Annotated in this window: 22 protein-coding genes; 2 read left to right on the top strand and 20 right to left on the bottom strand. The window is 65.2% G+C overall.

Annotation, left to right across the window (positions count from 1 at the left end):
• Window positions 1–4: 4 nt before the first annotated feature.
• Complete coding sequence (locus ACSQ3O_RS05150; RefSeq protein ID WP_137746734.1) at window positions 5–742, bottom strand: endonuclease/exonuclease/phosphatase family protein; 738 nt, start codon at window positions 740–742, stop codon at window positions 5–7.
• A gap of 354 nt (window positions 743–1,096) precedes the next feature.
• Between ACSQ3O_RS05150 and ACSQ3O_RS05145 the strand changes: the two genes are divergently transcribed.
• Window positions 1,097–2,866, top strand: a complete 1,770-nt coding sequence (locus ACSQ3O_RS05145; protein ID WP_436138081.1) for a response regulator — start codon at window positions 1,097–1,099, stop codon at window positions 2,864–2,866.
• Between the two features lie 43 nt (window positions 2,867–2,909).
• On the opposite strand, the gene hpaH is transcribed toward ACSQ3O_RS05145, so the two are convergent.
• The 5 genes from hpaH to ACSQ3O_RS05120 all read right to left on the bottom strand — a co-directional run bounded on the left by hpaH (window position 2,910) and on the right by ACSQ3O_RS05120 (window position 8,248).
• A complete protein-coding gene (hpaH, locus tag ACSQ3O_RS05140; protein ID WP_298457439.1) occupies window positions 2,910–3,725 on the bottom strand; it encodes a 2-oxo-hept-4-ene-1,7-dioate hydratase in 816 nt (271 codons plus the stop codon).
• A gap of 148 nt (window positions 3,726–3,873) precedes the next feature.
• Window positions 3,874–4,872 (bottom strand): Bug family tripartite tricarboxylate transporter substrate binding protein, encoded by a 999-nt coding sequence (locus tag ACSQ3O_RS05135; RefSeq protein WP_436138080.1) that lies wholly within the window; start codon window positions 4,870–4,872, stop codon window positions 3,874–3,876.
• A 32-nt stretch (window positions 4,873–4,904) separates the two neighbouring features.
• On the bottom strand, window positions 4,905–5,852 hold the full coding sequence (locus ACSQ3O_RS05130) for a fumarylacetoacetate hydrolase family protein (protein ID WP_436138079.1): 948 nt from the start codon (window positions 5,850–5,852) through the stop codon (window positions 4,905–4,907).
• Entirely contained in the window at window positions 5,849–6,742 is an 894-nt protein-coding gene (locus ACSQ3O_RS05125) for an extradiol ring-cleavage dioxygenase (protein WP_436138078.1), read from the bottom strand. Before ACSQ3O_RS05125 ends, ACSQ3O_RS05130 begins: the two co-directional genes overlap by 4 nt.
• A gap of 30 nt (window positions 6,743–6,772) precedes the next feature.
• A complete protein-coding gene (locus tag ACSQ3O_RS05120; protein ID WP_436138077.1) occupies window positions 6,773–8,248 on the bottom strand; it encodes an aldehyde dehydrogenase family protein in 1,476 nt (491 codons plus the stop codon).
• 150 nt (window positions 8,249–8,398) lie between these two features.
• Here ACSQ3O_RS05120 and ACSQ3O_RS05115 point away from each other — a divergent pair, with 150 nt between their 5' ends.
• A complete protein-coding gene (locus ACSQ3O_RS05115) occupies window positions 8,399–9,304 on the top strand; it encodes a LysR family transcriptional regulator (RefSeq protein ID WP_436141077.1) in 906 nt (301 codons plus the stop codon).
• 39 nt (window positions 9,305–9,343) lie between these two features.
• Here the strand turns inward: ACSQ3O_RS05115 and nudB are convergent, their stop codons facing one another.
• From nudB to serA, 14 genes are all read right to left on the bottom strand, one after another.
• Window positions 9,344–9,802 (bottom strand): dihydroneopterin triphosphate diphosphatase, encoded by a 459-nt coding sequence (gene nudB, locus ACSQ3O_RS05110; RefSeq protein ID WP_436138076.1) that lies wholly within the window; start codon window positions 9,800–9,802, stop codon window positions 9,344–9,346.
• A gap of 14 nt (window positions 9,803–9,816) precedes the next feature.
• Window positions 9,817–10,626, bottom strand: coding sequence for a CsgG/HfaB family protein (locus ACSQ3O_RS05105; RefSeq protein ID WP_298457459.1), 810 nt, complete (start codon window positions 10,624–10,626; stop codon window positions 9,817–9,819).
• A gap of 134 nt (window positions 10,627–10,760) precedes the next feature.
• Window positions 10,761–12,563: an aspartate--tRNA ligase gene (gene aspS / locus ACSQ3O_RS05100; RefSeq protein WP_436138075.1), complete on the bottom strand. Its 1,803-nt coding sequence runs from the start codon at window positions 12,561–12,563 to the stop codon at window positions 10,761–10,763.
• Between the two features lie 41 nt (window positions 12,564–12,604).
• Window positions 12,605–13,228, bottom strand: coding sequence for a DUF502 domain-containing protein (locus ACSQ3O_RS05095; protein WP_063459871.1), 624 nt, complete (start codon window positions 13,226–13,228; stop codon window positions 12,605–12,607).
• A gap of 8 nt (window positions 13,229–13,236) precedes the next feature.
• Window positions 13,237–13,575: an FmdB family zinc ribbon protein gene (locus ACSQ3O_RS05090; RefSeq protein WP_436138074.1), complete on the bottom strand. Its 339-nt coding sequence runs from the start codon at window positions 13,573–13,575 to the stop codon at window positions 13,237–13,239.
• Between the two features lie 91 nt (window positions 13,576–13,666).
• The gene (locus ACSQ3O_RS05085; protein ID WP_436138073.1) at window positions 13,667–15,118 is read right to left on the bottom strand and encodes a sodium:solute symporter family protein; all 1,452 of its coding nucleotides are present in this window, start codon (window positions 15,116–15,118) and stop codon (window positions 13,667–13,669) included.
• Between the two features lie 160 nt (window positions 15,119–15,278).
• Complete coding sequence (gene ubiB / locus ACSQ3O_RS05080; protein ID WP_436138072.1) at window positions 15,279–16,844, bottom strand: ubiquinone biosynthesis regulatory protein kinase UbiB; 1,566 nt, start codon at window positions 16,842–16,844, stop codon at window positions 15,279–15,281.
• Complete coding sequence (locus ACSQ3O_RS05075; RefSeq protein ID WP_436138071.1) at window positions 16,841–17,455, bottom strand: hypothetical protein; 615 nt, start codon at window positions 17,453–17,455, stop codon at window positions 16,841–16,843. Before ACSQ3O_RS05075 ends, ubiB begins: the two co-directional genes overlap by 4 nt.
• A gap of 57 nt (window positions 17,456–17,512) precedes the next feature.
• Window positions 17,513–18,559 carry a Tim44 domain-containing protein gene (locus ACSQ3O_RS05070; protein ID WP_436138070.1) on the bottom strand — a complete coding sequence of 349 codons (1,047 nt, stop codon included), beginning with the start codon at window positions 18,557–18,559 and terminating at the stop codon, window positions 17,513–17,515.
• A 36-nt stretch (window positions 18,560–18,595) separates the two neighbouring features.
• A complete protein-coding gene (ubiE, locus tag ACSQ3O_RS05065) occupies window positions 18,596–19,327 on the bottom strand; it encodes a bifunctional demethylmenaquinone methyltransferase/2-methoxy-6-polyprenyl-1,4-benzoquinol methylase UbiE (RefSeq protein ID WP_298457474.1) in 732 nt (243 codons plus the stop codon).
• 181 nt (window positions 19,328–19,508) lie between these two features.
• The gene (locus ACSQ3O_RS05060) at window positions 19,509–19,931 is read right to left on the bottom strand and encodes a gamma-butyrobetaine hydroxylase-like domain-containing protein (protein ID WP_436138069.1); all 423 of its coding nucleotides are present in this window, start codon (window positions 19,929–19,931) and stop codon (window positions 19,509–19,511) included.
• Window positions 19,932–20,028: 97 nt separating this feature from the next.
• Window positions 20,029–20,460, bottom strand: coding sequence for an HIT family protein (locus ACSQ3O_RS05055; RefSeq protein ID WP_436138068.1), 432 nt, complete (start codon window positions 20,458–20,460; stop codon window positions 20,029–20,031).
• 8 nt (window positions 20,461–20,468) lie between these two features.
• Window positions 20,469–24,386, bottom strand: a complete 3,918-nt coding sequence (locus ACSQ3O_RS05050) for a DUF3683 domain-containing protein (RefSeq protein WP_436138067.1) — start codon at window positions 24,384–24,386, stop codon at window positions 20,469–20,471.
• A gap of 108 nt (window positions 24,387–24,494) precedes the next feature.
• Window positions 24,495–25,724, bottom strand: coding sequence for a phosphoglycerate dehydrogenase (gene serA, locus ACSQ3O_RS05045; RefSeq protein ID WP_436138066.1), 1,230 nt, complete (start codon window positions 25,722–25,724; stop codon window positions 24,495–24,497).
• Window positions 25,725–25,844: the final 120 nt, after the last annotated feature.

Raw genomic sequence — 25,844 nt, 5'->3', positions numbered from 1 at the left:
GCGTTCACAACCGGAATTCGGCAATCAGCGGCAGGTGGTCGGACATGCGCCACCAGATGCGGCCGCGCGGCACATGCAGCGACAGGGGCGTGAGGCCCCGCGCATACACATGGTCGAGCTGGGTCAGGGGCAGCCGCGCGGGGTAGGTGAAGGCGCGTGGTTCCTCGAACTCGTAGAGCGAAAAACCGGCCAGCATGCGCTTGAGCTGCTGCCCCCAGTCGTTGAAGTCGCCCGCCACCACCAGGGGTGCACCGGGCGGCACTTCGCGGTCGATGAAGCCCTGCAGGCGCTCGATCTGCCGCACCCGGCTGCCGGGGATGAGCCCCAGGTGCACCACGATCACATGCACGTTGCGGCCATGGGCGTTGACCTCGACGTGCAGCAGGCCGCGCTGCTCGAAGCGGTGGTCGGAGATGTCTTCGTGCTGGTGCCCAATCACAGGCCAGCGCGTGAGCAACGCGTTGCCGTGCTCGCCATGTTTGGTGATGGCGTTGGTGCGGTACACGGCCTCATAGCCTTCGGGCGCCAGGAACTCGGCCTGCGGCACGTCGGGCCAGCGCTGGAAATAGGCCGCCTCGCGCCGGTGCAGCTTGCGCACCTCCTGCAGGCAGACGATGTCGGCATCGAGCTGCTCGACCGCCAGCCCCAGGTTGTGGATCTCCAGCCGCCGCGCGGGGCCGATGCCTTGCACACCCTTGTGGATGTTGTAGGTGGCTACCCGCAGGATGTCGTCGTGTTGCATGGTCCTAGAAACGGTAGTTGAACGCACTCACCAGTGCCGTGATCGGCGCGCCAGGCAAGGCGCGAGGACGCAGCGGGCCCATGCCCGCAAGGAGGAGCAACGCTGCATGGCGCGGCGAGCGCGGTGCTGGCGAGTGTGTAGCGTGCCCACTCGACAGGCGAACGTCAACGAAGCAGCGAAAATCAGTATCCATCGGGCTCTCTTGAAAATGGCAAGCGGTCAACTGCCGTTTCTAGGACTTGGGATTGTGTCGCAAGCTAGATTGGCAGCGGGTTTGCCCGACGCCCGCACGGTGCCATGGGCCAGTACACTGGAGCCGTCTCATTCACACCACACACAGGCCAGATCAGCCCCATGGCCACCGAGAACCGACAACCCGTTCCCCCGCAGGTTCAGGCCCTGATTGTGGACAGCAATGCCACGTCACGCAGCATCCTGGTGGGGCAATTGCGCGAGTACGGCGTGTCCCGCATCGTGCAGTGCTCGCGTGTGCAGGACGCACGCAGTAGGCTGGAGCACACGGTGTTCGACTATGTGCTGTGCGACCAGTTTTTTGGCGATGCCAACTACTCAGGCCAGACCCTGCTGGACGACCTGCGGCGCGCGCAGCTGCTGCCGTTTTCCACCGTGTTCTTTATGGTCACGGCCGAGGCCTCATATGCCGCCGTGGCCGAGGCTGCCGAATCGGCGCTGGACGGCTATCTGCTCAAACCCTTCACGCCCAGCGCGCTGTTCGAGCGCCTGAGTCTGGCGCGCCTGCGCAAGGTGCACCTCAAGCCCATCTTTGACGCCATCGAGGCCGAGGACTTCGAGCAGGCCGCAGCGCTGTGCGTGGAACGCTTTGAAGCACGCAAGCCCTATTGGCTGTATGCCGCACGCATTGGCTCGGAGCTGCTGCTGCGCCTGGGTCGGCACGATGAGGCGCGCACGCTGTTCGAGGCCGTGATCGCTGCACGCGCCCTGCCCTGGGCCAAGCTGGGCGTGGCCCGTGCGCAGATCGAGTCGGGCCAGGCAGCGCGCGCCATCACCACCTTGCAGGAGCTGATCGGCGAAGACGCCTCGTTTGCCGATGCCTACGACGTGCTCGGCCGCGCGCAGGTGGAGCTGGGCAACTTCGCGCAGGCCATCGAAACCTACCGCACCGCCAGCACCCTCACGCCCGACTCGGTGGTGCGGCTGCAGAAGCTGGGGATGATGTCGTACTACATGGGCGACCGCGAGACCGCCACCAAGGTGCTGGCACGGGCCGTGATCCTGGGGATCGACTCCAAGCTGTTCGACTACCAGTCGCTGGTGCTGCTGACCTTTTCCTACTACGCCGACAACGACCGCAAGGGCATCGAGCGCTGCATGGCCGATTTTGTCCGCATCATGGAGCGCCACTCTGACAGCGCACGCATCCGCCGTTTTTCCGAGGTAGCGCGGGCGCTGCAACTGATCCAGCAGCGGCAGTTTTCGCAGGCGGTGGAGTCGGTGCGCGCCATGGCGCGCGAGATCGGCACCGCCAGCTTTGACTTCGAAGCGGCCTGTAACCTGGGCAGCCTGCTTGCGGTGCTGGCCGTCACGTCCATCGAATTGTCCGAAGGCGAAAGCTGGGTGCGCGCCCTGGGCATGCGCTACGCCAACACACGCGGGCTGACCGAACTGATGGCCAACGCCTGCAGCCTGCACGAGCCCTACGGCGTGCTGGTGCGCGACTGCCTGCAGCAGGTCAACAAGGCCGCCGAAGTCGCCATGGCACAGAGTCTGGCAGGCGACCCCGCAGGCGCCGTGCAGAACCTGCTGCAGCAGGCCAACACCAGCCTGAACTCCAAGCTGTTGGACCTGTCGCAGCAGGTGCTGTTGCGGCACGGCGCACGCATCGCATCGCCCGAGCCGCTGCAGGAGGCCATTGATGCACTGCGCCTGCGCATTGGCAACGCCCCGGCGCGCGCCATCCTGGGGCAGGACAACGAGCGTCGCCCCGGGGGGGTGGTCATCCGCTCACGCAATGCCGTGGAAGGCGCCCCTGCCGCACGCGCCGCCCCTGCCACAGACGGCAGCGCCAACGGCAGTGATGGCGCAGGGGAGCCCGATGGCGCCGGGCCCGAAAGCGCGGCGGACAAGCTCCGGCTGCGCCCCTGAGCACACACCGATCTCCGCGTGCGGTGCACGCAAACCATTCCAGTCACACAAACCGGAACGCGATGTTGCCGAGCGGGCCATAGTCCGCATGGAAGGTGTCGCCCGCCGCAGCCGCCACCGGCCGGGTGAACGAACCGCCCAGTACCACTTCGCCCGCAGCCAGGCCCTCGCCATACGGAGCGAGCTTGTTGGCCAGCCAGGCCACGCCCGTGGCCGGGTGGTTGAGCACGGCGGCCGCCAGGCCCGACTCCTCGATAACGCCGTTCTTGTAGAGCAGCGCGCCGCACCAGCGCAGGTCCACGGCATCGGGCCGCACGGGACGCCCGCCAGTGACGATGCCGGCATTGGCCGCATTGTCCGAGATGGTGTCGAACACCTTGCGCATCACGCCCGTGTGGCGGTCGTGCTGCTCGATGCGCGCGTCGATGATCTCGATGGCGGGCACCACGTACTCGGTGGCGGCCAACACGTCGAAGATGTTCACCGGCGGGCGCCCCGGCTCGCCGTGCAGCGGCTTGTTGAGCACAAAGGCCAGTTCCACCTCCACGCGCGGCAGGATGAAGCGCTGCGTGGGGATGTCGCCGCCCTCGGCAAAGAACATGTCGTCCAGCAGCGTACCGAAGTCGGGCTCTGTGATCTGGCTGGCGACCTGCATGGCGCGCGAGGTCAGGCCGATCTTGTGGCCGCGCACGGTGCGGCCCTCAGCGATCTTCATCGCCACCCAGGCGCGCGAGATGGCATAGCCGTCCTGCACTGTCATGCCGGGGTGGCGCTTGGAGAAATGCTCCACCTGCACGCGGGTCTTTTCGGCCTGGTGCAGCTCGCTGGCGAGTTGCTGGATCAGTGCGCCGTCAAACATCTGTTGTTCTCTCTTCAAGGTTGTGCACCGTGGCAACCGCGCGAAGACTGGCGCGACCGAGGCCAGTGGCTGCCGCGCAAGGGCCGCCCTGCCGCGCTGGCGGCGTCCCCCTTGAGGGGGAAGGCGCGAAGCGACTCAGGGGGTGTCTTCAAGACTCTGCGGTAAAGCCAATGGCCTTCACGATGGGGCCCCACTTGTCCCCATCGGCCTTGAGCAGTGTCGCCAGCTCGGCCGGTGTGGAAGAGCGCGCCTCCAGCCCCATGGCCGCCAGCCCGGCGACCACGTCCTTGTCGGCCAGCGCCGTGCGGATGGCGGCGTTGGCCTTTTGCACCACCTCGGCCGGGGCCTTGCCCGGAAGGAAAAAACCGAACCACTCGCCATAGACCATGTCCTGCAAACCCTGTTCGACCAGAGTGCTGACGCCCGGCACGAACTTGTTGCGCGTGGCACCTGAGGTGGCGAGCACACGCAACTTGCCGCCCTGCAGATGCGGCAAGAACTCGCCCACCGGGGCCGACACGGCCGCGATCTGCCCGCCCAGCAGGTCCAGGATGGCGGGCTGCGAGCCGCGAAAGCCCACATGGCGCATGTCCACCTTGCCCGCGCGGCTGATCAACTCGCCCACAAAGTGCGGCACAGAGCCCGGTGCGGGCGAGCCGAAGTTGGCGCCCGTGGGGTGGGCCTTGCACCACTCCAGAAACTCGGGCACGGTCTTCACCGATGCTGGCACCTGCGGGCCCACCGCAAAGCCCATGTCGAACACCACGCCCAGCGAGACAGGGGTCACGTCAGCCACGGGGTCGTAGGGCAGCTTCTTGTAGGTGTGGGGGTAGATGCCCAGCATGGACATGGGCGTCACCAGCCAGGTGGCGCCGTCTGCGGGCACGCCCTTGAGCGTGGTGATGGCGATCTGCCCGCCCGCGCCGGTCTTGTTCTCGACCACGGCGGACTTGGCATAGCCGCCCGTGATCTGGGTCGCCACGCGCCGCGCCAGCGTGTCCACCGTGCCACCCGCAGCGAAGCCCGCCAGGATCTTCACGGTATCCAGCGTCTGGGCCTGGGCCATGAAGGGCATACCGCTGGCCGTTCCGGCCAGGGCCCATTGCAGGATGTCGCGGCGAGAGGGGGTGAGGGAAGGCTTGGTCATGGGATGTCTCCTGTGCTGGTTGTTGATCACTGTCACTGCTTCTTCGCGGCCTGCCGGTAGTTGGCCTTGAGGTGCTCGGGCACGCGCTCGTCAAAGCCGCAGGCCACGCGCCGCACCTCGGGGCTGTCGGTGGGCTGGTGACCCACGCCCAGGGCCGAGGCGCGAGGTGCGTCGATCGCAACCACCGTGCCGGCCAGGCGGCCCAGGCCGGTGATCTCGCACTCCACCAGATCGCCGGGGTCCACCGAGCGGGAGTGGCAGGGTGTGCCCATGAGGATCACATCGCCCGGCACCAGGGTGATGTGGCGCGCGATGTCGGCCACCACGTAGTGCGGGCCCCAGATGGTCTCGTCGCCGATGTGTGCCTCCTGCACCACCAGGCCATTGCGGTAGGTGCGCAGTGTCTGCTCGAACAGGTTCACGCCGCGCACGATGCCAGGGCCGATGGGCAGCAGCGTATCCGCCCCCTTCACGCGCAGCATGCTGCCCTGGTCGGTGTCGCGGTAGTTCTGCAGGCCCATGTCGAGTGCCGGGCAAAAGCCTTCGATGTAGTCCCAGGCCTCGTCGGGCAGCACGTTGCGGCAGGTCTTGCCAATCACCACGGCGTATTCGCCTTCGTAGTTCAGGTACTGGCTGTCGGCGGGCTTGTGGATCTCGCAGCCATGGCCGTTGACTGAGGTCGGCGGCTTGGTGAAGTAGGTCGGGGTCTCGGTGGGCTTGGACTGGTTGCGCGTCTCGAAGCTGCGCGAGCTGTAGGAGATGTGCACTGCGATGATCTTGCTCGGCGAAACGGGCGGCAGGTGCTGCACGCTGGCCAGGTCGAGCACGCGGCCATCGTCCAGGCGCAATTGCCCTTGCTGCGCCCCTTCCTCGACGATGGTGCCCCAGCAGGCGCTGCCGCCCACCAGCACGCGGCGGCGCTCGACGCGCGGGCCGCACATCACGGCAGGCAGTTCAGTGATCGGGAATTCGAAGTTCATGCCGCCACCTCCGCCATCGCCTGTTCACCGTCGAACCACATGTGCACGTTGCCTGTGCCGCGTGCGTTCTCGTAGGCCGACAGGGCCACGCCCTTCGCGCGGCAGTCGGCACCGCCCATGGCGCCCAGCATCTGCAGGTAATGTGCGCCAAAGGCCTCCCAAGGCATGGTGCGGTATTCGTCCTGCCAGCGGTCGAGCACCCTGTCGTGACGGCCCTCTTCCATCAGCGCGATGGCGCCCTTGTCGCTCACGATGTTCTCGGGGCGCGAGACATTGCTCTCGTGGAAGATGCGCGGGTGGTTGGGCTTCCAGTCGATGGGGTTGAACTTGTGGCTGAGCGCGCCCGAGGCCAGCAGCAGCACGCGCAGGTCGCTGCGGCGCACGGCCTCGGCAATCGCCTCGCCCGATTTCAGGAAGTGGCGCCAGTCGCAGTTCTGGCACGAGCTCACGGTGACCACGGGCGTGTCGCTTCGCTCCAGGCGCAGGTGCTTGACCAGGTTGATGGTGGCGTACTGCTTGCCCAGGTCGGGGTGGTTGATGACCCGGTTGTAGCCCTTCTGCTCGCGCGAGACGGCCTCGATGGCCAGCGCCAGGTCCGGGTGACCGCGGTAGTCGTAGGGCACGCCGTGCAGGTACCAGGGCATCTCATCGGAGATGAACATGCCCTGGTAGCGCGGCGCGCCGTCCACCAGGTGGTAGCCGGTGGTGAACCAGTGCGAGTCGAAGATGATGGCCACGTCGGGCCGGGCTGCGGCAATCTTCTCGCGCAGGCGGGCGTAGCCGGGGATAAGGTCCGAGTCGGCCCCCGCGCCCTGCAGCACGCGGAACTCCTCGCACTGCATCAGGCCGGGGTGGTGCGAGACGATGGCGGCGCCAACGATGCTTCCCATGGTGGGTGTCTCCTGTGTACTTGGTGGCGTTCAGCGGTGGCTGAAGCTCGCGCGGAAGGGCTTCTTGGGAACGACGACATCCTTGATGTCGCAGAAGAACTCGAAGCTCCAGTCTCCGCCCTCACGGCCCACGCCGCTGCGCTTGATGCCACCGAACGGCGCGGCCAGGTCGCGGATGCCGAAGCTGTTGACCCAGATGAAGCCGGTGCGCACCTGCTGCGCCACGGCGCTGGCATGCTCCGTGGCGCCGTAGCACACGCCGCCCAGGCCGTAGTCCGTGCCGTTGGCCAGGGCGATGGCTTCCTCGTCGCTGTCGAAGCTTTGCAGCGTGAGCACGGGGCCGAAGACCTCGTTCTGCACGATTTCGCTGTCCTGGCGCAGATGGGTGAGCATCGTGGGCTGGTAGTACTGTGCACCGAAGGCGTGGTGCGCACCGCCCCAGAGCAGCGTGGCGCCATCGGCCACGGCGCGCTGCACGAAGCCCTGCACGCGCTCGAGCTGGCGCGGGTGAATGATGGGGCCGACCTCGGTGGCCTCCTCGCGCGGGTCACCCACAGTGAGCTTTTCCACATAGCCGCGCAGCGCAGCGACGAAGGCATCGTGCACCTTGCGGTGCACCAGAAAGCGCGTGCCCGCCAGGCACACTTGGCCGGCATTACGGTACATGAGCGCACCGGTGGCGGCCGCGTTGTCGATGTCGGCGTCTTCCAGCACGATGAAGGCCGACTTGCCGCCCAGCTCCAGGCTGCAGGGCACGAGGTTGGCACCGGCAGACTGCGCGATCCACTTGGCCGTGGGAACCGAGCCAGTGAACGAGATGCGCGCCAGCCGCGGGTCGCTGACCAGGCGCGCACCGGTGCTGGCGCCGGCCCCCTGCACGATGTTGAACACCCCCGGCGGCAGGCCCGCCGCGTGCGCGCAGTCGGCCAGCAGGCTGCTGGTGAGCGGCGCCCACTCCGGCGGCTTGACGATGACGCAATTGCCTGCGGCCAGGGCCGGGCCCAGCTTCCAGGTGGCCAGCATCAGCGGCGCGTTCCATGGCGTGATGATGGCCACCACGCCAGCCGGGTCGTGCCGCACGATGTGGGTGGCCTGCTCGGTCTCGATACAGCGGTCCTGCAGGGACAGCGCGTGCTCGGCGAACCAGGTGATGTTGAGCATGGCGCGCGGCACCACGCCGTGCTTCATGCGCGAAAGCAGCACGCCCGCGTCGTTGGACTCGAGCGTGCAGAAGTCATTGGCACGCTTGCCGATCTCGGCAGCGAAGCGGTCGAGGTACGGCTTGCGCTCGGCGGCCGTGAGAGCGCTCCACGCCGGGAAGGCGCGTGCGGCTGCAGTGACGGCTGCGTCCACATGCGCGGGCGAGCCCTCGCTGATGCGCCCCAGCAGCGCCTGGTCAATGGGCGAGTGCAGGTCAAAGCGCATGTCCGATACCACGCGCTGGCCGTCGATGTAGTGGTGGGGCGATACGGCAATGCCGGCGACGTTCAGCGTGTCGGTGCTCAAGGGAATTCTCCGGTCAGACAACAAACGGGGTCAGGCAACCTTGCCCAACCGTCGCGGAGTATCTGCAGCCGGTTTCTTGACCACAATCAATGCTTTCTTACAGATTGTGAAGATGATCTAATGAATGGCACCACTGCCATTCGTGTGCCTATGTCCCTGCCCCATTTCACGCTGCGCCAACTGGAGGCTTTCGTTAGCATCGCCGAAATGCGCAGCTTCACGGCCGCCGCCGACCGACTGGCGCTCACGCCTTCGGCCGTGAGCCAATTGGTGGGCGAGCTGGAGGATGTGCTGAACTTCAAGCTGTTCGAGCGCAGCACCCGCCGGGTGGGCATCACCAGTGCAGGACGAGAGTTCCTGGCCTCGGCCGAATCGGTGCTCAAGCACCTGCGCATGGCCCAGACGGCAGCGAGCGATGTGCGCAACCGTGCAGCCGGGGTCGTGCGCATTGCCGCCCCGCTGGTGGTGGCCAGCGTCATCCTGCCCCGGGCCATCAAGGCCTACCAACAAACGCGGCCCAAGGTGCGTATCCACATCCGCGACGCACCGGTGGAAAAACTGGTCGATGCCGTGGCCAGCGGCGACGCTGACCTGGCCCTCGGACCGGACCGCGCCTGCGGAGAGGACATTGCACGCACCCCGTTGTTTGAAAGCCCCTGGGTGCTGTGGTGCGCCCCCACCCACCCGCTGGCGCGCCAGCGCAGCGTGACCTGGGCCCAGTTGCACGCCCACTCCCTGGTGGCAGCAGGGCGCGACCATGAGCGCAGCGTGGCCCAGATGCACACGGGTCTGCCCACGGAGCAGCGCGTGACGCCGGTGGAGATCGTGGACAACATTTCCACTGCACTGGGCCTGGCCGCTGCCGACGTGAGCGCCACGCTCGCCCCCGACTACGTCGGCGCATTGGCCAAGCCGTTGGGACTGGTGCGGCGGCGCATTCTGCAGCCCGAAGCCATGCGCTACGTGTGCCTCTACAGCCCCACGCAACGTGCCACCTCTCCCGCCGCCGAGGGGTTTGCCGAGCATTTGGTCAAGCTGCTGGCCAGGCCGCGGTAAACCGGGCTTCATGGCCTGCCCACGGCCGACTTCAGCGCCTCAAACGAAACGCGGCAGCAGAAGACAGGCCTCGGCATTCGAGGCCGAGAAGCAGCGGTCGGCCGCCTCGCGCCAGGGCAGCCATTCGAAGGCCACATGCTCGCGCGGACTGAGCACCACCGGCGTACCGGCTGGAACGCACAGGCCGAATACCCGTTCGCGGTTGAACACCACGCCAGGCGCATAGCGGTGGCGCCACTGCGGCCAGATGTCGTAGACGTTCTCCAGCAGCCAGTCGCTCAGCACACAGCCGGGGGCGTACACGTCGATGCCCGTTTCTTCCCGCACCTCGCGCGCCGCTGTGGTTTCCCAAGGTTCATGGGGATGGTCCTTGCTGCCGGTGACACATTGCCAATGCGCCCCGCCGTCCGCGCGGTGCATCAGCAGCACATCCAGTGCCGGGGTGTGGATCACCACCAGCACAGACTCGGGGATCTTGAAGGGCTGCTGCTGCTCCATCGCCGCCGCCGGGGTCAGGGCTTGGTTTTGGTCGCCACCGGGGGCGGCAGCTCCTTGGCCTGCAGCGCACGCACTTGCACCACCAGCTGGTTGTGCGCATCCAGGAAGGCGGCTGCAATCACCTTGCCCTCGTTGGTATTGCTCCAGCCTGCACCGGCTGCGCCGCCGAGCTTGCCGAACACCAGGCCTCCGACTCCCAGGTCGGTGGTGCGGGCAGCGCCCGTGGCCGCCGCCACCTGCTCGGTGGTTTCGTTGTCGGACAGCAGCAATGCCGTCTGCGCCTCTTTGAACTTGACCTGTTCCACCATCCCGGCAAGGCCGGCAATGTCGCGCAGCACCGGAATCATGGCGATCACCCCGGCCAGGCCCCGGCCTGCATCCTGCTCGCTGAACGTGAGGCTGGGCGTGAGCGTGTACTGCGCCTCATAGCCCTTGCCTTTGGCCACTGTGGAGTTGTTCTTGCGCAGGATGCCTGCGTCCTTCAGCTCCTGCTCCTGTATCGTGCCTTTCAGGCCCGCCGCCCGGTCCACCACCCGAAAGCACCCGCTTTGCTGGGCCAGCAGCTTGACCAGGGGCACCGGCGATGCCGGCAGCTGGTAGCCCGACCCCATGATGTAGCCATTGGGGTTTTCGGCCAGTGCCAGCGTGGCCACCGGTGCGTCGCAGCGCACCAGCTCCTTGGCGGCGTTCTGCGCGCCTTGGGGGCCTGCCGAGCCGGTGACGACCGAGCCCCCCTGTCCCAGCTCGGTTTTCTTTTCGCCGCAGCCCGCCAGGGCCAGCAACACCAAACCGGCAGCGACCGCCTGCATCGTCTGAAAACGCATGGAGAACTTCCTTTGTGCGCCAGTGGGGGCCGGCCAGTAAAAAAGCGGCCCGGGCTTGAAGCCCGTGCCGCTCAGTGGTGCGATGCCCCGAAAGCGCATCTGCAGCGATCCATGGAATCGAGAAACGCCCCGGATCAGGCAGCCTTGATGGCGTCCGGGTTGCGCAGGCGGATGTGCAGCTCGCGCAGCTGCTTCTCGTCCACCGGCGATGGTGCCTGCGTGAGCAGATCCTGGGCGCGCTGGGTCTTGGGGAAGGCGATCACGTCGCGGATCGACTCGGCGCCGGTCATCAGCGTGATCAAGCGGTCCAGGCCGAAGGCCAGGCCACCGTGCGGGGGCGCGCCGTACTGCAGTGCATCCAGCAGGTAGCCAAACTTGGCCTGCGCATCCTCGGCCGAAATCTTGAGGGCGGTGAACACCTTGCTCTGCACGTCGGCGCGGTGGATACGGACCGAACCGCCACCCAGTTCCCAGCCGTTCAGCACCATGTCGTAGGCCTTGGCTAGGCACTTGGCCGGGTCGGTGTCCATCAGATCCTCGTGGCCGTCCTTCGGGCTGGTGAAGGGGTGGTGCACGGCGGTCCAGCGGTCTTCTTCCTCGTCGTGTTCGAACATGGGGAAGTCCACCACCCACAGGGGCGCCCAGCGGCTCTCGAACAGGCCACTCTTCTTGCCGAATTCGCTGTGGCCGATCTTCAGGCGCAGCGCGCCGATGGAGTCGTTGACGATCTTTTCCTTGTCGGCGCCAAAGAACAGCAGGTCGCCGTCTTGCGCACCGGTGCGCTTCAGAATCTCGGCTATGGCGGCGTCGTGCAGATTCTTCACGATGGGCGACTGCAGGCCGTCACGGCCATTGGCCACTTCGTTGACCTTGATCCAGGCCAGGCCCTTGGCGCCGTAGATCTTGACGAACTCGGTGTAGGCGTCAATCTCGCCGCGCGAAATCTGCGAGCCACCAGGCACGCGCAGGGCCACCACGCGGCCACCCTTGGTGGTGGCGGGGGCGGAGAACACCTTGAAGTCCACGTCCTTCATCACTTCGGTCAACTCGGTGAATTCGAGCTTCACGCGCAGGTCGGGCTTGTCGGAGCCAAAGCGGAAGGCCGCCTCCTGGTAGGTCATGATGGGGAATTCGCCCAGGTCCACACCCAACTGGGTCTGGAACACTTCGGTGATCATGCGCTGGAAGATGGCGCGGATTTCTTCCTCGTTCAGGAACGAGGTTTCGCAGTCGATCTGCGTGAACTCGGGCTGACGGTCAGCGCGCAGGTCTTCGTCACGGAAGCACTTGGTGATCTGGTAGTAGCGGTCGTAGCCGGCCACCATCAGCATCTGCTTGTAGAGCTGGGGCGACTGGGGCAGCGCAAAAAACTGGCCATCGTGCACACGGCTGGGCACGAGGTAGTCGCGCGCGCCTTCGGGCGTGCTCTTGCCCAGCATGGGCGTTTCGATGTCGATGAAGCCTTCCTTGTCCAGGAAGTTGCGCACCTGGATAGCGGTCTTGTAGCGCAGCATCATGTTGCGCTGCATGTGCGGGCGGCGCAGGTCCATCACGCGGTGCGTGAGGCGGGTGGTTTCCGACAGGTTCTCATCGTCCATCTGGAACGGAGGCGTGACGGACGGGTTGAGCACGGTCAGCTCGTGGCACAGCACTTCGATCTGGCCGCTCTTGAGCTTGTCGTTGGTGGTGCCAGCAGGGCGCGCGCGCACCAGGCCCTTGACCTGCACGCAAAACTCGTTACGCACATCTTCGGCGGTCTTGAACATATCGGCGCGGTCGGGGTCGCACACCACCTGGACGTAGCCTTCGCGGTCGCGCAGGTCGATGAAGATCACGCCACCATGGTCGCGGCGGCGGTTCACCCAGCCCGACAGGGTGACGGTTTGGCCCATCAGGGCTTCGGTCACAAGACCGCAATAGTGGGAACGCATGGCCATGGCAAAAACTTCCGGCGCCCGAGGGGCGCGTTAAAAGGGATTCACTTACTGGGGGAAACGAGCGTGGGGTCTGCAGGAGCGACCACGCCCATCGAAACAATGTATTTGAGGGCGGCATCCACGCTCATCTCCAGCTCGACGCAGTCGCTCTTGCGCACCATCACAAAGTACCCACCGGTGGGGTTGGGTGTGGTGGGCACATACACACTCACGAATTCGTCGCGCAGGTAGGCTGCTACTTCGCCGTTGGGCGCGCCGGTGACGAAAGCCACCGTCCAGACGCCCTCACGGGGCCACTGCACCAGCACTGCTGTGCGAAAAGCGTTGCCGCTTTCGGAAAACAGCGTGTCGGACACCTGCTTGACGCTGGAATAGATGGAGCGCACCACCGGGATACGGTGCACCAGGGCATCGCCCCACTGCACCAGCTTGCGGCCGGCAAAGTTGCTGGCAACGGCGCCCACCACGAGCAGGATCAGCAGGGTGAGCACCACACCAAAGCCGGGCACATGGACACCCAGCAGTTTGTCGGGATGCCATGCGACGGGCAGTATCTGCAGGGTCTGGTCGAGCGTGCTCACAATCCAGTTGAGCACCCATGCCGTGATGACACCGGGAACGATGACCAGAAGACCCGTCAACAGCCATTTGCGCAAGGCAGCCATGCAGATCCTCAGCTCGAAGAAACAGAAGCAGAACTGCCACTGGCGCCTGATGCGCTTGGGCTAGCAGCTTCTTTTTTAGGAGCATCACCCGTGCTGGCAGGGGCTGCAGCCTCGGTGGAAGCGCCCGATTTGGCTTCCGTCGCCGGTGCGGAGTTGCCACCGCTGCCACCCCGGAAATCAGTCACATACCAGCCCGAGCCCTTGAGCTGGAAGCCTGCCGCCGTGACCTGCTTGGAGAAGGCCTCGGCCCCACAGGCGGGGCACACCGTGAGGGGCGCGTCAGAGATTTTTTGCAGCACATCCTTGGCATGGCCGCAGGAGCCGCATTTGTAGGCGTAAATAGGCATGTCAGTGTGTTGAGGGAAAGTGCAAAACCCTCAATTATAGGCGGCATGCCTGCTCCTCAAGCCCCGCGCCATGGGCACAGGGGCCAAGCACTCAGCGGGCGCTGCCTTCGTAGTGGGTGACGTGGCCCTTGTGGTCATCAATCCACTGCGGCGCCAGAGAACCCCCGATCATGCCCACCAGCGCGGCCAGCACACCAGCGAGCTGCTGCGGGAACGCCTCCGACAGCATGGGGCTGGCCACAAACAGTAGCCACACGCCCAGACCCATCGCCACGGCCAGCAGCGCCCCTTGGGTCGTGGCACGTTTCCAGTACAGGCCAAAAACCAGCGGCACAAAGGCACCTACCAAAGGCACCTGGTAGGCACCGGACACCAGCTCATAAATCGAGGTGCCCTGCATGGTGATGGCATAGGTCAGCACACAAGCGGTGAACACCAGCACCGAGATCCGCATGGCCTTGAGTGTCTGCTGGTCGGTCATGCCGGGGCGCAGGTTGTGCAGGATGTTCTCCACAAACGTCGTCGAGGGCGCCAGCAGGGTGGCGGACGCCGTGGACATGATGGCCGACAGCAATGCGCCAAAAAAGGCCACTTGCAGCATGATGGGCATACGCTCCATCACGAGGGTCGGCAGCACCTTCTGCGGATCTTCATTGAGCAGCGTCTGCGCCGTTTCGGGCATCACCAGCACAGCGGCCGTCACCACAAACATGGGGATAAAGGCAAACAGCAGGTACAGCATCCCGCCAATCACGGGGCCCTTGCGCGCCGTTTCAGGGCTGTTGGAAGACATCACGCGCTGGAACACATCCTGCTGCGGGATGGAGCCCAGCATCATGGTGATGGCGGCGGCAATGAAGAATGTCCACTCCTTGAGCCCTCCGCTCGGGAAAAACTGGAATTTGCCCTCACGCGCCGCGTATTCCACCACCTTGCCAGCGCCCCCCGCCAGGTCGGCAGCAAACCAGGCAATGGCCAGCAAGCCCACGCCGATCACAATCATCTGCACGAAGTCGGTCATGGCCACAGACCACATGCCGCCATACAGCGTGTAAATCAGCACCACCAGCGTGCCGATGACCATGCCCATGGTGATCGACACCGCCCCTTGCGTGAGCAGGTTGAAGACCAGGCCCAGGGCAGTGATCTGCGCCGCCACCCAGCCCAGGTAACTGAACATGATGATGGCCGAGCAGGCCACCTCGATCACCCGCCCGTAGCGCTGTCGGTAGTAGTCACCCAGCGTGATCAGGTTCTTCTGGTAGAGCTTGTAGGCAAAAAAGAAACCCACCAGCACCAGGCACATCGAAGCGCCGAAGGGGTCCTCGACCACCGCCCCCAGGTTTCCACTGACGAAGCGGGCCGAGACCCCCAGCACGGTTTCCGATCCAAACCAGGTCGCAAACGTGGTGGCGATCACCACGGCCAGGGGCAGGCTGCGCCCCGCCACCGCATAGTCGGCCGTGTTGTGCACGCGGGTCGCGGCATACAGGCCCACACCAATCGAAATCAGCAGATACAGAACGATGAAAGACAACAGCATGGTGCCGCTCCGAAGCTCCAAGGGGGTTGCGAAATAAACAGGACGCGCGGCAGGCACAGCGTGCGGCCGCGCGGCTGCACCGGGAAGACCGAGGGGTTCTGGCCCCTTCTCCAAATTCGTAACAAAAGTCGCAGCGGATTATGAAGGCAACTTTTGTGCCTCAGAACACCCGGATCCGCATGAAGAGCTGCATGGCCAGCAGGCCGAGCACAAATCCGACACCGCCATAGATGATGGACTGCAGCAGCCGGTTGGTGCGTTTCTGGGTCTCCAGCAGTTCCTTGAGCAAATGCTGCTGGTCGGCGGGCCGCTGCCGCAGTGCGTCATAGAGCAGGCGCGGCAGCTCCGGCACCAGCTTGGCGTAGTGCGGCGCCTCGGCGCGCAGCTCGCGCCACAGGCGCTGGGGCCCCATCTGCTCCAGCATCCACTTTTCGAGGAAGGGCTTGGCGGTGCTCCACAGGTCCAGGTCCGGGTCCAGCTCGCGGCCCAGGCCTTCGATGTTGAGCAAGGTCTTTTGCAGCAGCACCAGCTGCGGCTGGATCTCGACATGGAAGCGCCGCGAGGTCTGGAACAGGCGCATCAGCACCATGCCCAGCGAGATTTCCTTGAGCGGGCGGTCGAAATACGGTTCGCACACCGCACGGATGGCCGATTCGAGGTCGTTCACCCGGGTCTCGGGCGGCACCCAGCCACTTTCGATGTGCAGCTCGGCCACCCGTTTGTAGTCGCGGCGGAAGAAGGCCACGAAGTTCTGGGCGAGGTATTCCTTGTCCGATTCGGTGAGCGTGCCCACGATGCCGAAATCGAGCGAGATATAGCGACCGAAGGTGGCGGGGTCCAGGCTGACCTGGATGTTGCCCGGGTGCATGTCCGCATGGAAGAACCCATCACGGAACACCTGGGTGAAAAAGATGGTCACGCCGTCGCGTGCGAGTTTGGGGATGTCCACGCCCGCTTCGCGCAGGCGGTCGATCTGGCTGATGGGCACGCCGTTCATGCGCTGCATCACCATCACCTCGGCGTGGCAAAAGTCCCAGAAAATTTCTGGGATCAGCACCAGATCCAGCCCCTGCATGTTGCGGCGCAGCTGCGCGGCATTGGCGGCCTCGCGCACCAAATCCAGCTCGTCGTGCAGGTAGTTGTCGAACTCGGCCACCACCTCGCGGGGCTTGAGGCGCTTGCCGTCGGCCGACAGGCTCTCCACCCATCCGGCCATCATGCGCATCAGGCTCAGGTCCTTCTCGATCACCGGCAGCATGCCGGGGCGCAGCACCTTGACTGCCACCTCGCGCTCCACCCCCTGGCGGTCGCGCAGCGTGGCAAAGTGGACCTGGGCGATCGAAGCACTGGCCACGGGTGTGCGGTCGAACGAGACAAACACCTCACCCACGGGCCTGCGGAAGGCGCGCTCGATGGTAGCAATGGCCACATCCGGATCGAAGGGCGGGACGCGGTCCTGCAGGCGCGCCAGTTCGTCGGCGATATCGGGGGGCAACAGGTCGCGGCGCGTGGAGAGCACCTGGCCGAACTTCACGAAAATGGGCCCCAGGCTCTCCAGCGCCTCACGCAGCCGCTGGCCGCGCGGTGCTTCCAGATTGCGCCCGACCGACAGGATGCGCGAGATCATCCGCAGCCAGGGCTTCTGGAAGCTGTCGAGCACCAGGCCATCCAGGCCATATCGGAACACCACCCAAAGGATGGCTACCCCCCGCAAAAAGCGTTTCATGCGTCGGCCCGGTCGTTGCCTGCATGGGGCGACAAGGGCGCGGCCGGGGCCAGCGGTGCGGCGGACGCGGGCGATGGCGATGCGCCAGCCATGCGCGCCCCCACAAACTGGCGCAGTGCCTGGGCACCACGGCTGGCCACCTGGGCCACAGTGTGGGCCGGTGCGTCACCGATCACGCGGGCCAGGTCTTCCTCGACATCCCAGCGCACATGGTCCACCAGCCAGTTGATCTCGGCCGCCAGCTGCACATCGCCTTCGATGCGGATGGCGGGCTTGTCGCCGCGCAACGCGCCCTGGGCCAGGGTGAAGGGGGAGGTTTCGGTGACGTGCAGCTGCAGATCCGGCACAGCCGTCTCGGGGACCAGGTTGAACAGGCCCGCAGGCGTGATGACAAGCGCCAGCGAATACACCCGCCACTGCACACGGGCAACGCGGCCCTTTTGCCGCACCAGGCGGTCCATGGCCTCTTTTTCCTGCATCAGCACATGGTTGAGGAACAGCACCAGACGCTGCTGCACCTCATGCACAAGCCATTGCGGGGGTTGCGGACCGGCGGCCACGCGCTCGAAAAGGCCGTCCAGAAAAGAAAAAGGGGACTGTGGTGTTGCCATAGTCCCCGATTATTCCCTGAACTGGAAAGCCCCTTGCACAGGGGCTTGCGTCTTTCTTTACTGCAGGGCTTGCACGCCTGCCACCAGCCAGCCGCTGCTGCCGGCCTTGGGCTTGGTCATGTTCCACACCTCGCGGAACGGGCTCGGGCCGGCCGAGGGCTCCTCGCGGATCATGCCGGAAAACTCCACGCTGGCCATGTAGCCGTCGCCCAGGTCTTCGATGCCCAGCAGCTGGGCTTCGATCATGACCACGTCCGTGTGGTTGGGCTGTGCGCCCCGGTGGGCTTCACGCTCGGTCAGCTGCGTGCGGATTTCGTCCAGCATGCCGTCCGTCATCATGGAGCGCAGGGTGCTGATGTCCGAGCGGTCCCACGCAGCCTGCAGCGTGACGAAGTTGCGCTTGGCGGCCGACAGGAAACCTTCGGTATCGAAGTCGGCCGGAACACCCCAGTTCTGTGCACCCGACAGGCCCGAACCAATCACCACACCTGCACCGACGCCGCCGCCCTGTGCACCACGCGAGGCGTCAAAGGCCATGCTGTTGCGCTCCCAGGGGCGCGCCGAGGCATCGTTGCCCACGTTGTTGGGGCTGTACTGCGGAGGAACTTGCGCCGCCGCAGGCGTTGCGGCCCCGCCACCCGCGCCTGCGCCCTGGAAGGCAAACGGTGATCCGCCAGCCGCTGCGCCACCGCCATTGCCCGCCCCACTGCGCGCGCGCATCACCAGCTTGAAGACCACAAACGCTGCCACGGCCAGCAGCACGATCATCAGGATGTTGCCAAAACCTGCACCCAGCCCCAACGAGCTGGCCAACCAGGCCAGACCGAGACCCGCTGCCAGGCCGCCCAGCATGGCACCCCAGGGCTTCTTGGCCGGTGTTGCGGGCGTGGCCGCGGGTGCAGCCGCCGGTTTGGGCGCTGCAGCACTGTTGACATTCTGGGCGGGGGCGCCAGGCGTGGCGGGCGGCGGCGTGGCCGACTCGCGCTGCGTCACGTTGCTCGACTGCTTGCCCGTCGATTTGCCACCACCCAGTCGCCGGGCATCAGCATCTGCGTGTGCCAACGCCAGCATCGCGACCAACACCACAGACCACAGTTTCATCATGACTTCTCCGTCTCCGTTAATCACCGAGCAACATGCTCAGCACTTGATTCCAACATGCAGGGCCACAATTCCCCCCGTCATGTTGTGATAGTCCACATGCCCAAAGCCATTTTTTTGCATGAGGCTTTTAAGTTCTTCCTGCCCCGGGTGCATGCGGATCGATTCGGCCAGATAGCGGTAGCTGGAATCGTCGCCCGCCACCAGCTTGCCCAGCTGGGGCAGCACCTTGAACGAATACCAGTCGTAGGCCTTCTCCAGCGGCTTGGCCACTTTCGAGAACTCCAGCACCAGCAGCTTGCCGCCCGGCTTGAGCACGCGGCACATCTCGGCAATCGCCTGGTCCTTGTGTGTCATGTTGCGCAGGCCAAACGCCACGCTCACCACGTCGAAATGCGCGTCGGGGAACGGCAGCTTCTCTGCATCGCACACCAGGGTGGGCAGCACCACGCCCGCGTCGATCAGGCGGTCGCGGCCCACGCGCAGCATGGCTTCGTTGATGTCGGTGTGTACCACCCGGCCGGTGGCGCCCACCTTTTTGGCGAAGGCCAGCGACAAGTCGCCCGTGCCCCCCGCGATGTCCAGCACCTGGCTGCCTTCGCGTAGGTTGGCCACCATCACGGTGTAGGCCTTCCAGGCACGGTGCAGGCCCGCCGACATGAGGTCGTTCATCACGTCGTATTTGGAGGCCACCGAGTCGAACACACCGCGCACATGGCGGGCCTTGTCCTGCTCATCCACCGACTGAAAACCAAAGTGGGTCGTGCTCATAAGTTTCATGCTAGGCGCGCAAGCGCCAGAGGTACAGCGACAACCCCGCACCGAAATGGGGCTTGTGTCGCAATTTGGACAACGCCATTCAAAGAAAAACAGCCGCTACCGCCTGTCCATATTGGCTTTGCAGCTCTTTCTTTAATAGCAAACCAGTCAACAAGGGCTTCTGTGGCCGCGCTCAGTGGCTACCGCAGCCATGGCCGCCAGCACCACCTTTGGGCAGCATTGGGGCGTCGCGATCGACCCCGGCGGCCGCCAGGCGCTCGGTGTACTGGGCCCACAGGGCTTCCTGCTGCTGACCCAGTTCGTAGAGGTAGTCCCAGGTGAAGATGCCACTGTCGTGCCCGTCAGAGAACGTGGGCTTGACGGCGTAGTTGCCCACGGGCTCCAGGTTCACCAGCGCCACATCGCGCTTGCCCGTCTGCAGCACCTCCTGGCCAGGGCCGTGGCCCTGCACCTCGGCCGAGGGCGAATACACGCGCATCAATTCGAACGGAATACGGAAGGTGGCGCCATCGGAAAACCCGACCTCCAGCACCCGCGAGGTCTCGTGCACCGTGAGTGCTTGCGGCGTGGGCGCGCCTGCTTTCAAACCTGCCATGGGACTCCCCTGATAAGAGAAAACTGTGTTGTGGATTGTGGCCGAGCCCCACCATCGCGACCGGCAAGGGCCGGGCACCGTGCCGCCAGGGGCTTGATCAAAGCAAGGGCAGCTCTGCCAGCCGCAGACGCAAGGCCGCCTCCAGCGCTGGCAGCAGCGCACGCACGGCGTCTTCCTGCGCGGTTGGGCTGGGCCGCTGGGCGGGCGCCCACACGGGCGACGGGAAATGACTGTCCCAACTGAACCGGCCAATCACATGCCAGTGCAGATGGGGCACCATGTTGCCAAGCGCAGCAATGTTGACCTTGGTGGGGGCCAAGTGCTCGCGCAGGGCCTGTTCCACCACCGTCACCGACTCCATGCAATGGGCGCGTTCGGCGGCCGACAGGTCTGAGAACTCGGCCACATGTGCGTTCCACACCACGCGGTAGAAGGCCGGGAAGCCCGCCTCCTGGGCGCGGATCACGCGCAAACGTTCACCGCGCCAAATGAGCGCGCCGCCGTCTTCCGCGCACAGGGGGCACGCCATGTCCGCCATCAGACAAGCACCCGCTCGATGCCGCCGCCGTTGGCGCGCTCCACATACTCCGGCATCCAGTTCTCACCCAGAATCTCGCGCGCCATCTCGACCACGATGTAGTCGGCTTCGAGCAAGCCGTTCTGCAGGTCGTCCTGGTAGCGGTTCAGGCCCTGCAGGCAGCTGGGGCAGCTGGTGAGGATCTTCACGTTGTCCTGGGCGGCCACGGCGCCGCTTTCGCGCAGCTTGGCCTCGCCCTTGCGGATTTCTTCTTCCTTGCGGAAACGCACTTGTGTGGACACGTCGGGCCGGGTCACGCCCAGCGTGCCCGACTCGCCGCAGCAGCGGTCGCTCTTCAAGACCTGCTCGCCCACCAGCGCCTTCACAGTCTTCAGCGAGTCCTGCTGCTTCATGGGGTTGTGGCAGGGTTCGTGGTACAGGTATGCGCCCTTGCCTTGCAGCTGGATGCCCTTTTCGAGCAGGTACTCGTGGATGTCGATGATGCGGCTGCCCGGGAAGATCTTGCCGAATTCGTAGCCCTGCAACTGGTCGTAGCAGGTGCCGCAACTCACCACCACGGTCTTGATGTCCAGGTAGTTGAGCGTGTTGGCCACACGGTGGAAGAGCACACGGTTGTCCGTGATCATCTTCTCAGCCTTGTCGAACTGGCCGCTGCCGCGCTGCGGGTAGCCGCAGCACAGGTAACCCGGTGGCAGCACCGTCTGCACGCCCGCATGCCACAGCATGGCCTGGGTCGCGAGACCGACCTGCGAGAACAACCGCTCCGAGCCGCAGCCGGGGAAATAGAACACCGCCTCCGTCTCGGCCGTGGTGGTGGCCGGGTTGCGGATGATGGGCACGTAGTCCTTGTTCTCGATGTCGAGCAGCGCGCGCGCCGTCTTCTTGGGCAGGCCGCCGGGCAGCTTCTTGTTGATGAAGTGGATCACCTGCTCCTTGACGGGCGCGGTGCCCACCGTCGCAGGCGGTTTGCCGGTCTGCTTGCGGGCCACCTTGCGCAGCAGGTCCACCGCGACACGCTGGGCCTTGAAGCCCACGTCCACCATGGCGCTGCGCATAAACTTGATGGTGTCCGGGTTGGTGGCGTTGAGCATGGTCATCGCCAGCGCGTTGCCGGGGCGGAAGGTCTTCTTGCCCATCTTGCGCAGCAGGTTGCGCATGTTCATGGTGACGTCGCCAAAGTCGATCTTCACCGGGCAAGGGCTCTCGCACTTGTGGCACACCGTGCAGTGGTCGGCCACGTCTTCAAACTCCTGCCAGTGCTTGATGCTCACGCCCCGGCGCGTCTGCTCTTCGTACAGGAAAGCCTCTACCAGCAGCGAGGTGGCCAGGATCTTGTTGCGCGGGCTGTACAGCAGGTTGGCACGTGGCACGTGCGTGGAGCACACGGGCTTGCACTTGCCGCAGCGCAGGCAGTCCTTGACCGAATCGGCAATGGCGCCGATGTCGCTCTGCTGCATGATCAGCGACTCGTGGCCCATCAGGCCGAAGCTCGGGGTGTAGGCGTTGGTCAGATCCGCGTGCATCACGCCAGAATTCGAGGCTAAATTCGCCCCTTCCGCGCTTCCATCATGGCCTGATAGCTCCTGATTTCGGAGCAACTTGCCCTTATTGAAGCGGCCTTCCGGGTCCACCTTCTGCTTGTACTGCGCGAATGGGCGCAGTTCGTCGTCGGTCAGGAATTCGAGCTTGGTGATGCCGATGCCGTGCTCGCCCGAGATCACACCATCCAGGCTGCGCGCCAGCACCATGATGCGCGCCACGGCCTCGTGCGCCGTCTGCAGCATCTCGTAGTCGTCGCTGTTGACGGGGATATTGGTGTGCACATTGCCGTCGCCCGCGTGCATGTGCAGCGCCACCCATACGCGGCCCTTGAGCACGCGCTTGTGAATGGCCACGGCCTCGTCCAGGGTGGGCTTGAAGGCCGCACCGGTGAAGATGCCTTGCAGCGGGGCACGCAACTGGGTCTTCCAGCTCGCACGCAGCGTGTGATCCTGCAGCTGGGGGAACAGGGTTTCCACATCGTGCAACCAGCCTTGCCACAGGGCGCGCACCTCTTCGACCAGGGCGATGGCCTGGGCCACGCGGTCTTGCAGCAGTTCGGGCGAAGGCACTTCATCGTCGGCGTCGTGCTTGCCCAGCGGCAGGTTGCCGCGTTCGAAGAACTCGGTCAGCGCGTCGCACAGCTTGAGCTTGTTGCGCAGGCTCAGTTCGATGTTAATGCGCTCGATGCCGTCGGTGTACTCGGCCATGCGCGGCAGCGGGATCACCACGTCTTCATTGATCTTGAAGGCGTTGGTGTGGCGGCTAATGGCCGCCGTCTTCTTGCGGTCGGCCCAGAACTTCTTGCGCGCATCGGCCGTGATGGCCACAAAGCCTTCGCCGCTGCGGGTGTTGGCCAGGCGCACGACCTCGCTGGTGACGCGGGCCACGTCATCGGCGTTGTCACCGGCAATGTCGCCAATCAGCACCATCTTGGGCAGGCCACCATTGCCCTTCTTGCTCTTGGTGGCGTAGCCCACAGCCTTCAGGTAACGGTCGTCCAAGTGTTCCAGCCCGGCCAGCAACACGCCACTGCGCTTTTGCTCGGCAAACATGAAGTCCTTGATTTCCACAATCGAAGGCACGGCGTCCTTGGCGTTGCCGAAGAACTCCAGGCACACGGTGCGTGTGTGCTCGGGCATGCGGTGCACCACCCAGCGCGCGCTGGTGATGAGGCCGTCGCAGCCTTCCTTCTGGATGCCGGGCAGACCCGCCAGGAATTTGTCCGTCACGTCCTTGCCCAGGCCTTCCTTGCGGAAGGTGCGGCCTGGGATGCTCAGACGCTCGGTGCGCACGGGTGTCTTGCCGTCGGCCTCGAAATACTGCAGCTCGAAGGTCGCCACGTCCACGTCATGGATCTTGCCCATGTTGTGGTCCAGGCGCGTCACCTCCAGCCACTGGGCGTCGGGAGTGACCATGCGCCAGCTGGCCAGGTTGTCGAGCGCGGTGCCCCACAGCACGGCCTTCTTGCCGCCCGCGTTCATGGCAATGTTGCCGCCAATGCACGATGCCTCGGCACTGGTCGGGTCCACGGCGAACACAAAACCTGCGCGCTCTGCCGCGTCGGCCACGCGCTGGGTGACCACGCCGGCTTCGGTCCACACCGTGCCCACCTCGCGGTCCAGGCCCGGCAGGCGGCGCATTTCCACCTCGGTCATGGCTTCGAGCTTTTCGGTGTTGATGACCACGCTCTTCCACGTCAGCGGGATCGCGCCGCCGGTGTAGCCAGTGCCGCCCCCACGGGGAATGATGGTCAGGCCCAGTTCGATACAGCCCTTGACCAGGCCCGCCATCTCCACCTCGGTGTCGGGGGTGAGCACCACGAACGGGTACTCGACGCGCCAGTCGGTCGCATCGGTCACGTGGGACACACGCGAGAGGCCGTCGAACTTGATGTTGTCCTTGGCCGTGAGGCGCCCCAGGGTTTTCTGGATCTGGCGGCGCAGCTGCGTGGCCTGCTCGAACTTGGCATCGAATTCGGTCACGGCGCGGCGCGCGGCCACGACCAGCTCGCCCACCAGGCGGTCGCGCCCGGCGTCATCGGCCGGGGTGCGGCGTTTTTCGATCTCGGCCAAGCGGTGGTGCAGAGCCTCCACCAGCAGCTTGCGGCGGCCGGGGTTGTCCAGCAGGTCGTCCTGCAGATAGGGGTTGCGTTGCACCACCCAGATATCACCCAGCACCTCGTACAGCATGCGGGCCGAGCGGCCCGTGCGGCGCTCCTTGCGCAGCTGGTCCAGCACATCCCAGGAGGCGGAGCCCAGCAGGCGGATCACGATCTCCCGGTCGGAGAACGAGGTGTAGTTATAAGGAATTTCACGCAGACGGGCGGGCTCGGCGGCCTGCGTCTGCAAGGCCGCCAACGCGATCGGTACATTCATGGGGGTCTACCTGGGGTGGGGGCGCGATTTTAAGCCACCGGCCTCCGCCCTGCCGGGCAGGGGGAAGCCACACAACGCCAAACGGCCGGGCAATGCCCAGCGCCAACGTCAGAACAGCACGCGGCTGCGCAGGGTGCCGCCGACCTTGGCCAGCTTGTCCAGCGCCAGGTCGGACGAGGCGGCGTCGATGTCGATCACCACATAGCCGATCTTCTCGTTGGTCTGCAGGTACTGGGCCGAGACGTTGATCTGGTTGTCCGAAAAAATGCGGTTGATTTCGGACAACACCCCTGGCACGTTGCGGTGGATGTGCAGCAGGCGGTGCTTGCCGGGGTGGGCGGGCAGCGCCACCTCGGGGAAGTTGACCGAGGACGTGCTGGTGCCGTTGTCGCTGTACTTCACCAGCTTCTCTGCCACCTCCAGGCCAATATTGGCCTGGGCCTCCATGGTGGAGCCGCCGATGTGCGGTGTCAGGATCACGTTGTCCAGCCCGCGCAGGGGCGACTGGAACTCGTCCTTGTTGGTGCGTGGCTCGACCGGGAACACGTCGATGGCCGCACCCAGCAGCTTTTTAGCCTTGAGCGCCCCGGCCAGCGCTTCAATATCCACCACCGTGCCCCGCGCCGCGTTGATGAGGATGCCGCCCGGTTTCATGGCAGCGATTTCGGCGGCGCCGATCATGCCCTCGGTGGACGGCAGTTCGGGCACATGCAGGCTCACGATGTCGCTCTGGCCCAGCAGGTCGTGCAGGTGTTGCACCTGGCGCGCATTCCCCAGAGGCAGCTTGTTGACCACGTCAAAAAAGGCCACGTGCATGCCCAGCGCCTCGGCCAGCACCGACAGCTGCGTGCCGATGGAGCCATAGCCCACGATGCCCAGCGTCTTGCCCCGGATCTCGTAGGCGTTGTCGGCGCTCTTGAGCCAGCCGCCCCGGTGCGCCACAGCGTTTTTCTCGGGCACGCCGCGCAGCAGCAGGATGGACTCGGCCAGCACCAGCTCCGCCACCGAGCGGGTGTTGGAATACGGCGCGTTGAACACCGCGATGCCACGCTCCCGCGCCGCGTTCAGGTCTACCTGGTTGGTGCCGATGCAAAAACAGCCCACGGCCACCAGCTTGTGCGCCTGGGCAAACACTTCTTCGGTGAGCTGCGTGCGCGAGCGGATGCCCACAAAGTGCACATCGGCAATCTTGCGCTTGAGTTCCTCGTCCGGCAGTGCGCCAGACACCGTCTCGATCTGGGTGTAGCCCGCTGCCCGGATCACATCCACCGCAGAGGAATGAATGCCCTCCAGCAACAAAAATTTGATCTTGTTCTTGTCGAGCGAATTGAGGGCCATGGCTTTAGAGGGATTGGTTTAAAAAAGGAGGCCGCAACCCCCGGGAAGGAAAAACGCGGCCCGTGAAATGGCGAACGCCACTATGCACCAAGCATGCTGCAACGCACAAAACCTTGCAGC

The sequence above is a fragment of the Acidovorax sp. LjRoot74 genome, assembly GCF_964254355.1.
Classification (GTDB): domain Bacteria; phylum Pseudomonadota; class Gammaproteobacteria; order Burkholderiales; family Burkholderiaceae_C; genus Acidovorax.
This window is presented reverse-complemented; position numbering and strand designations above follow the sequence as displayed.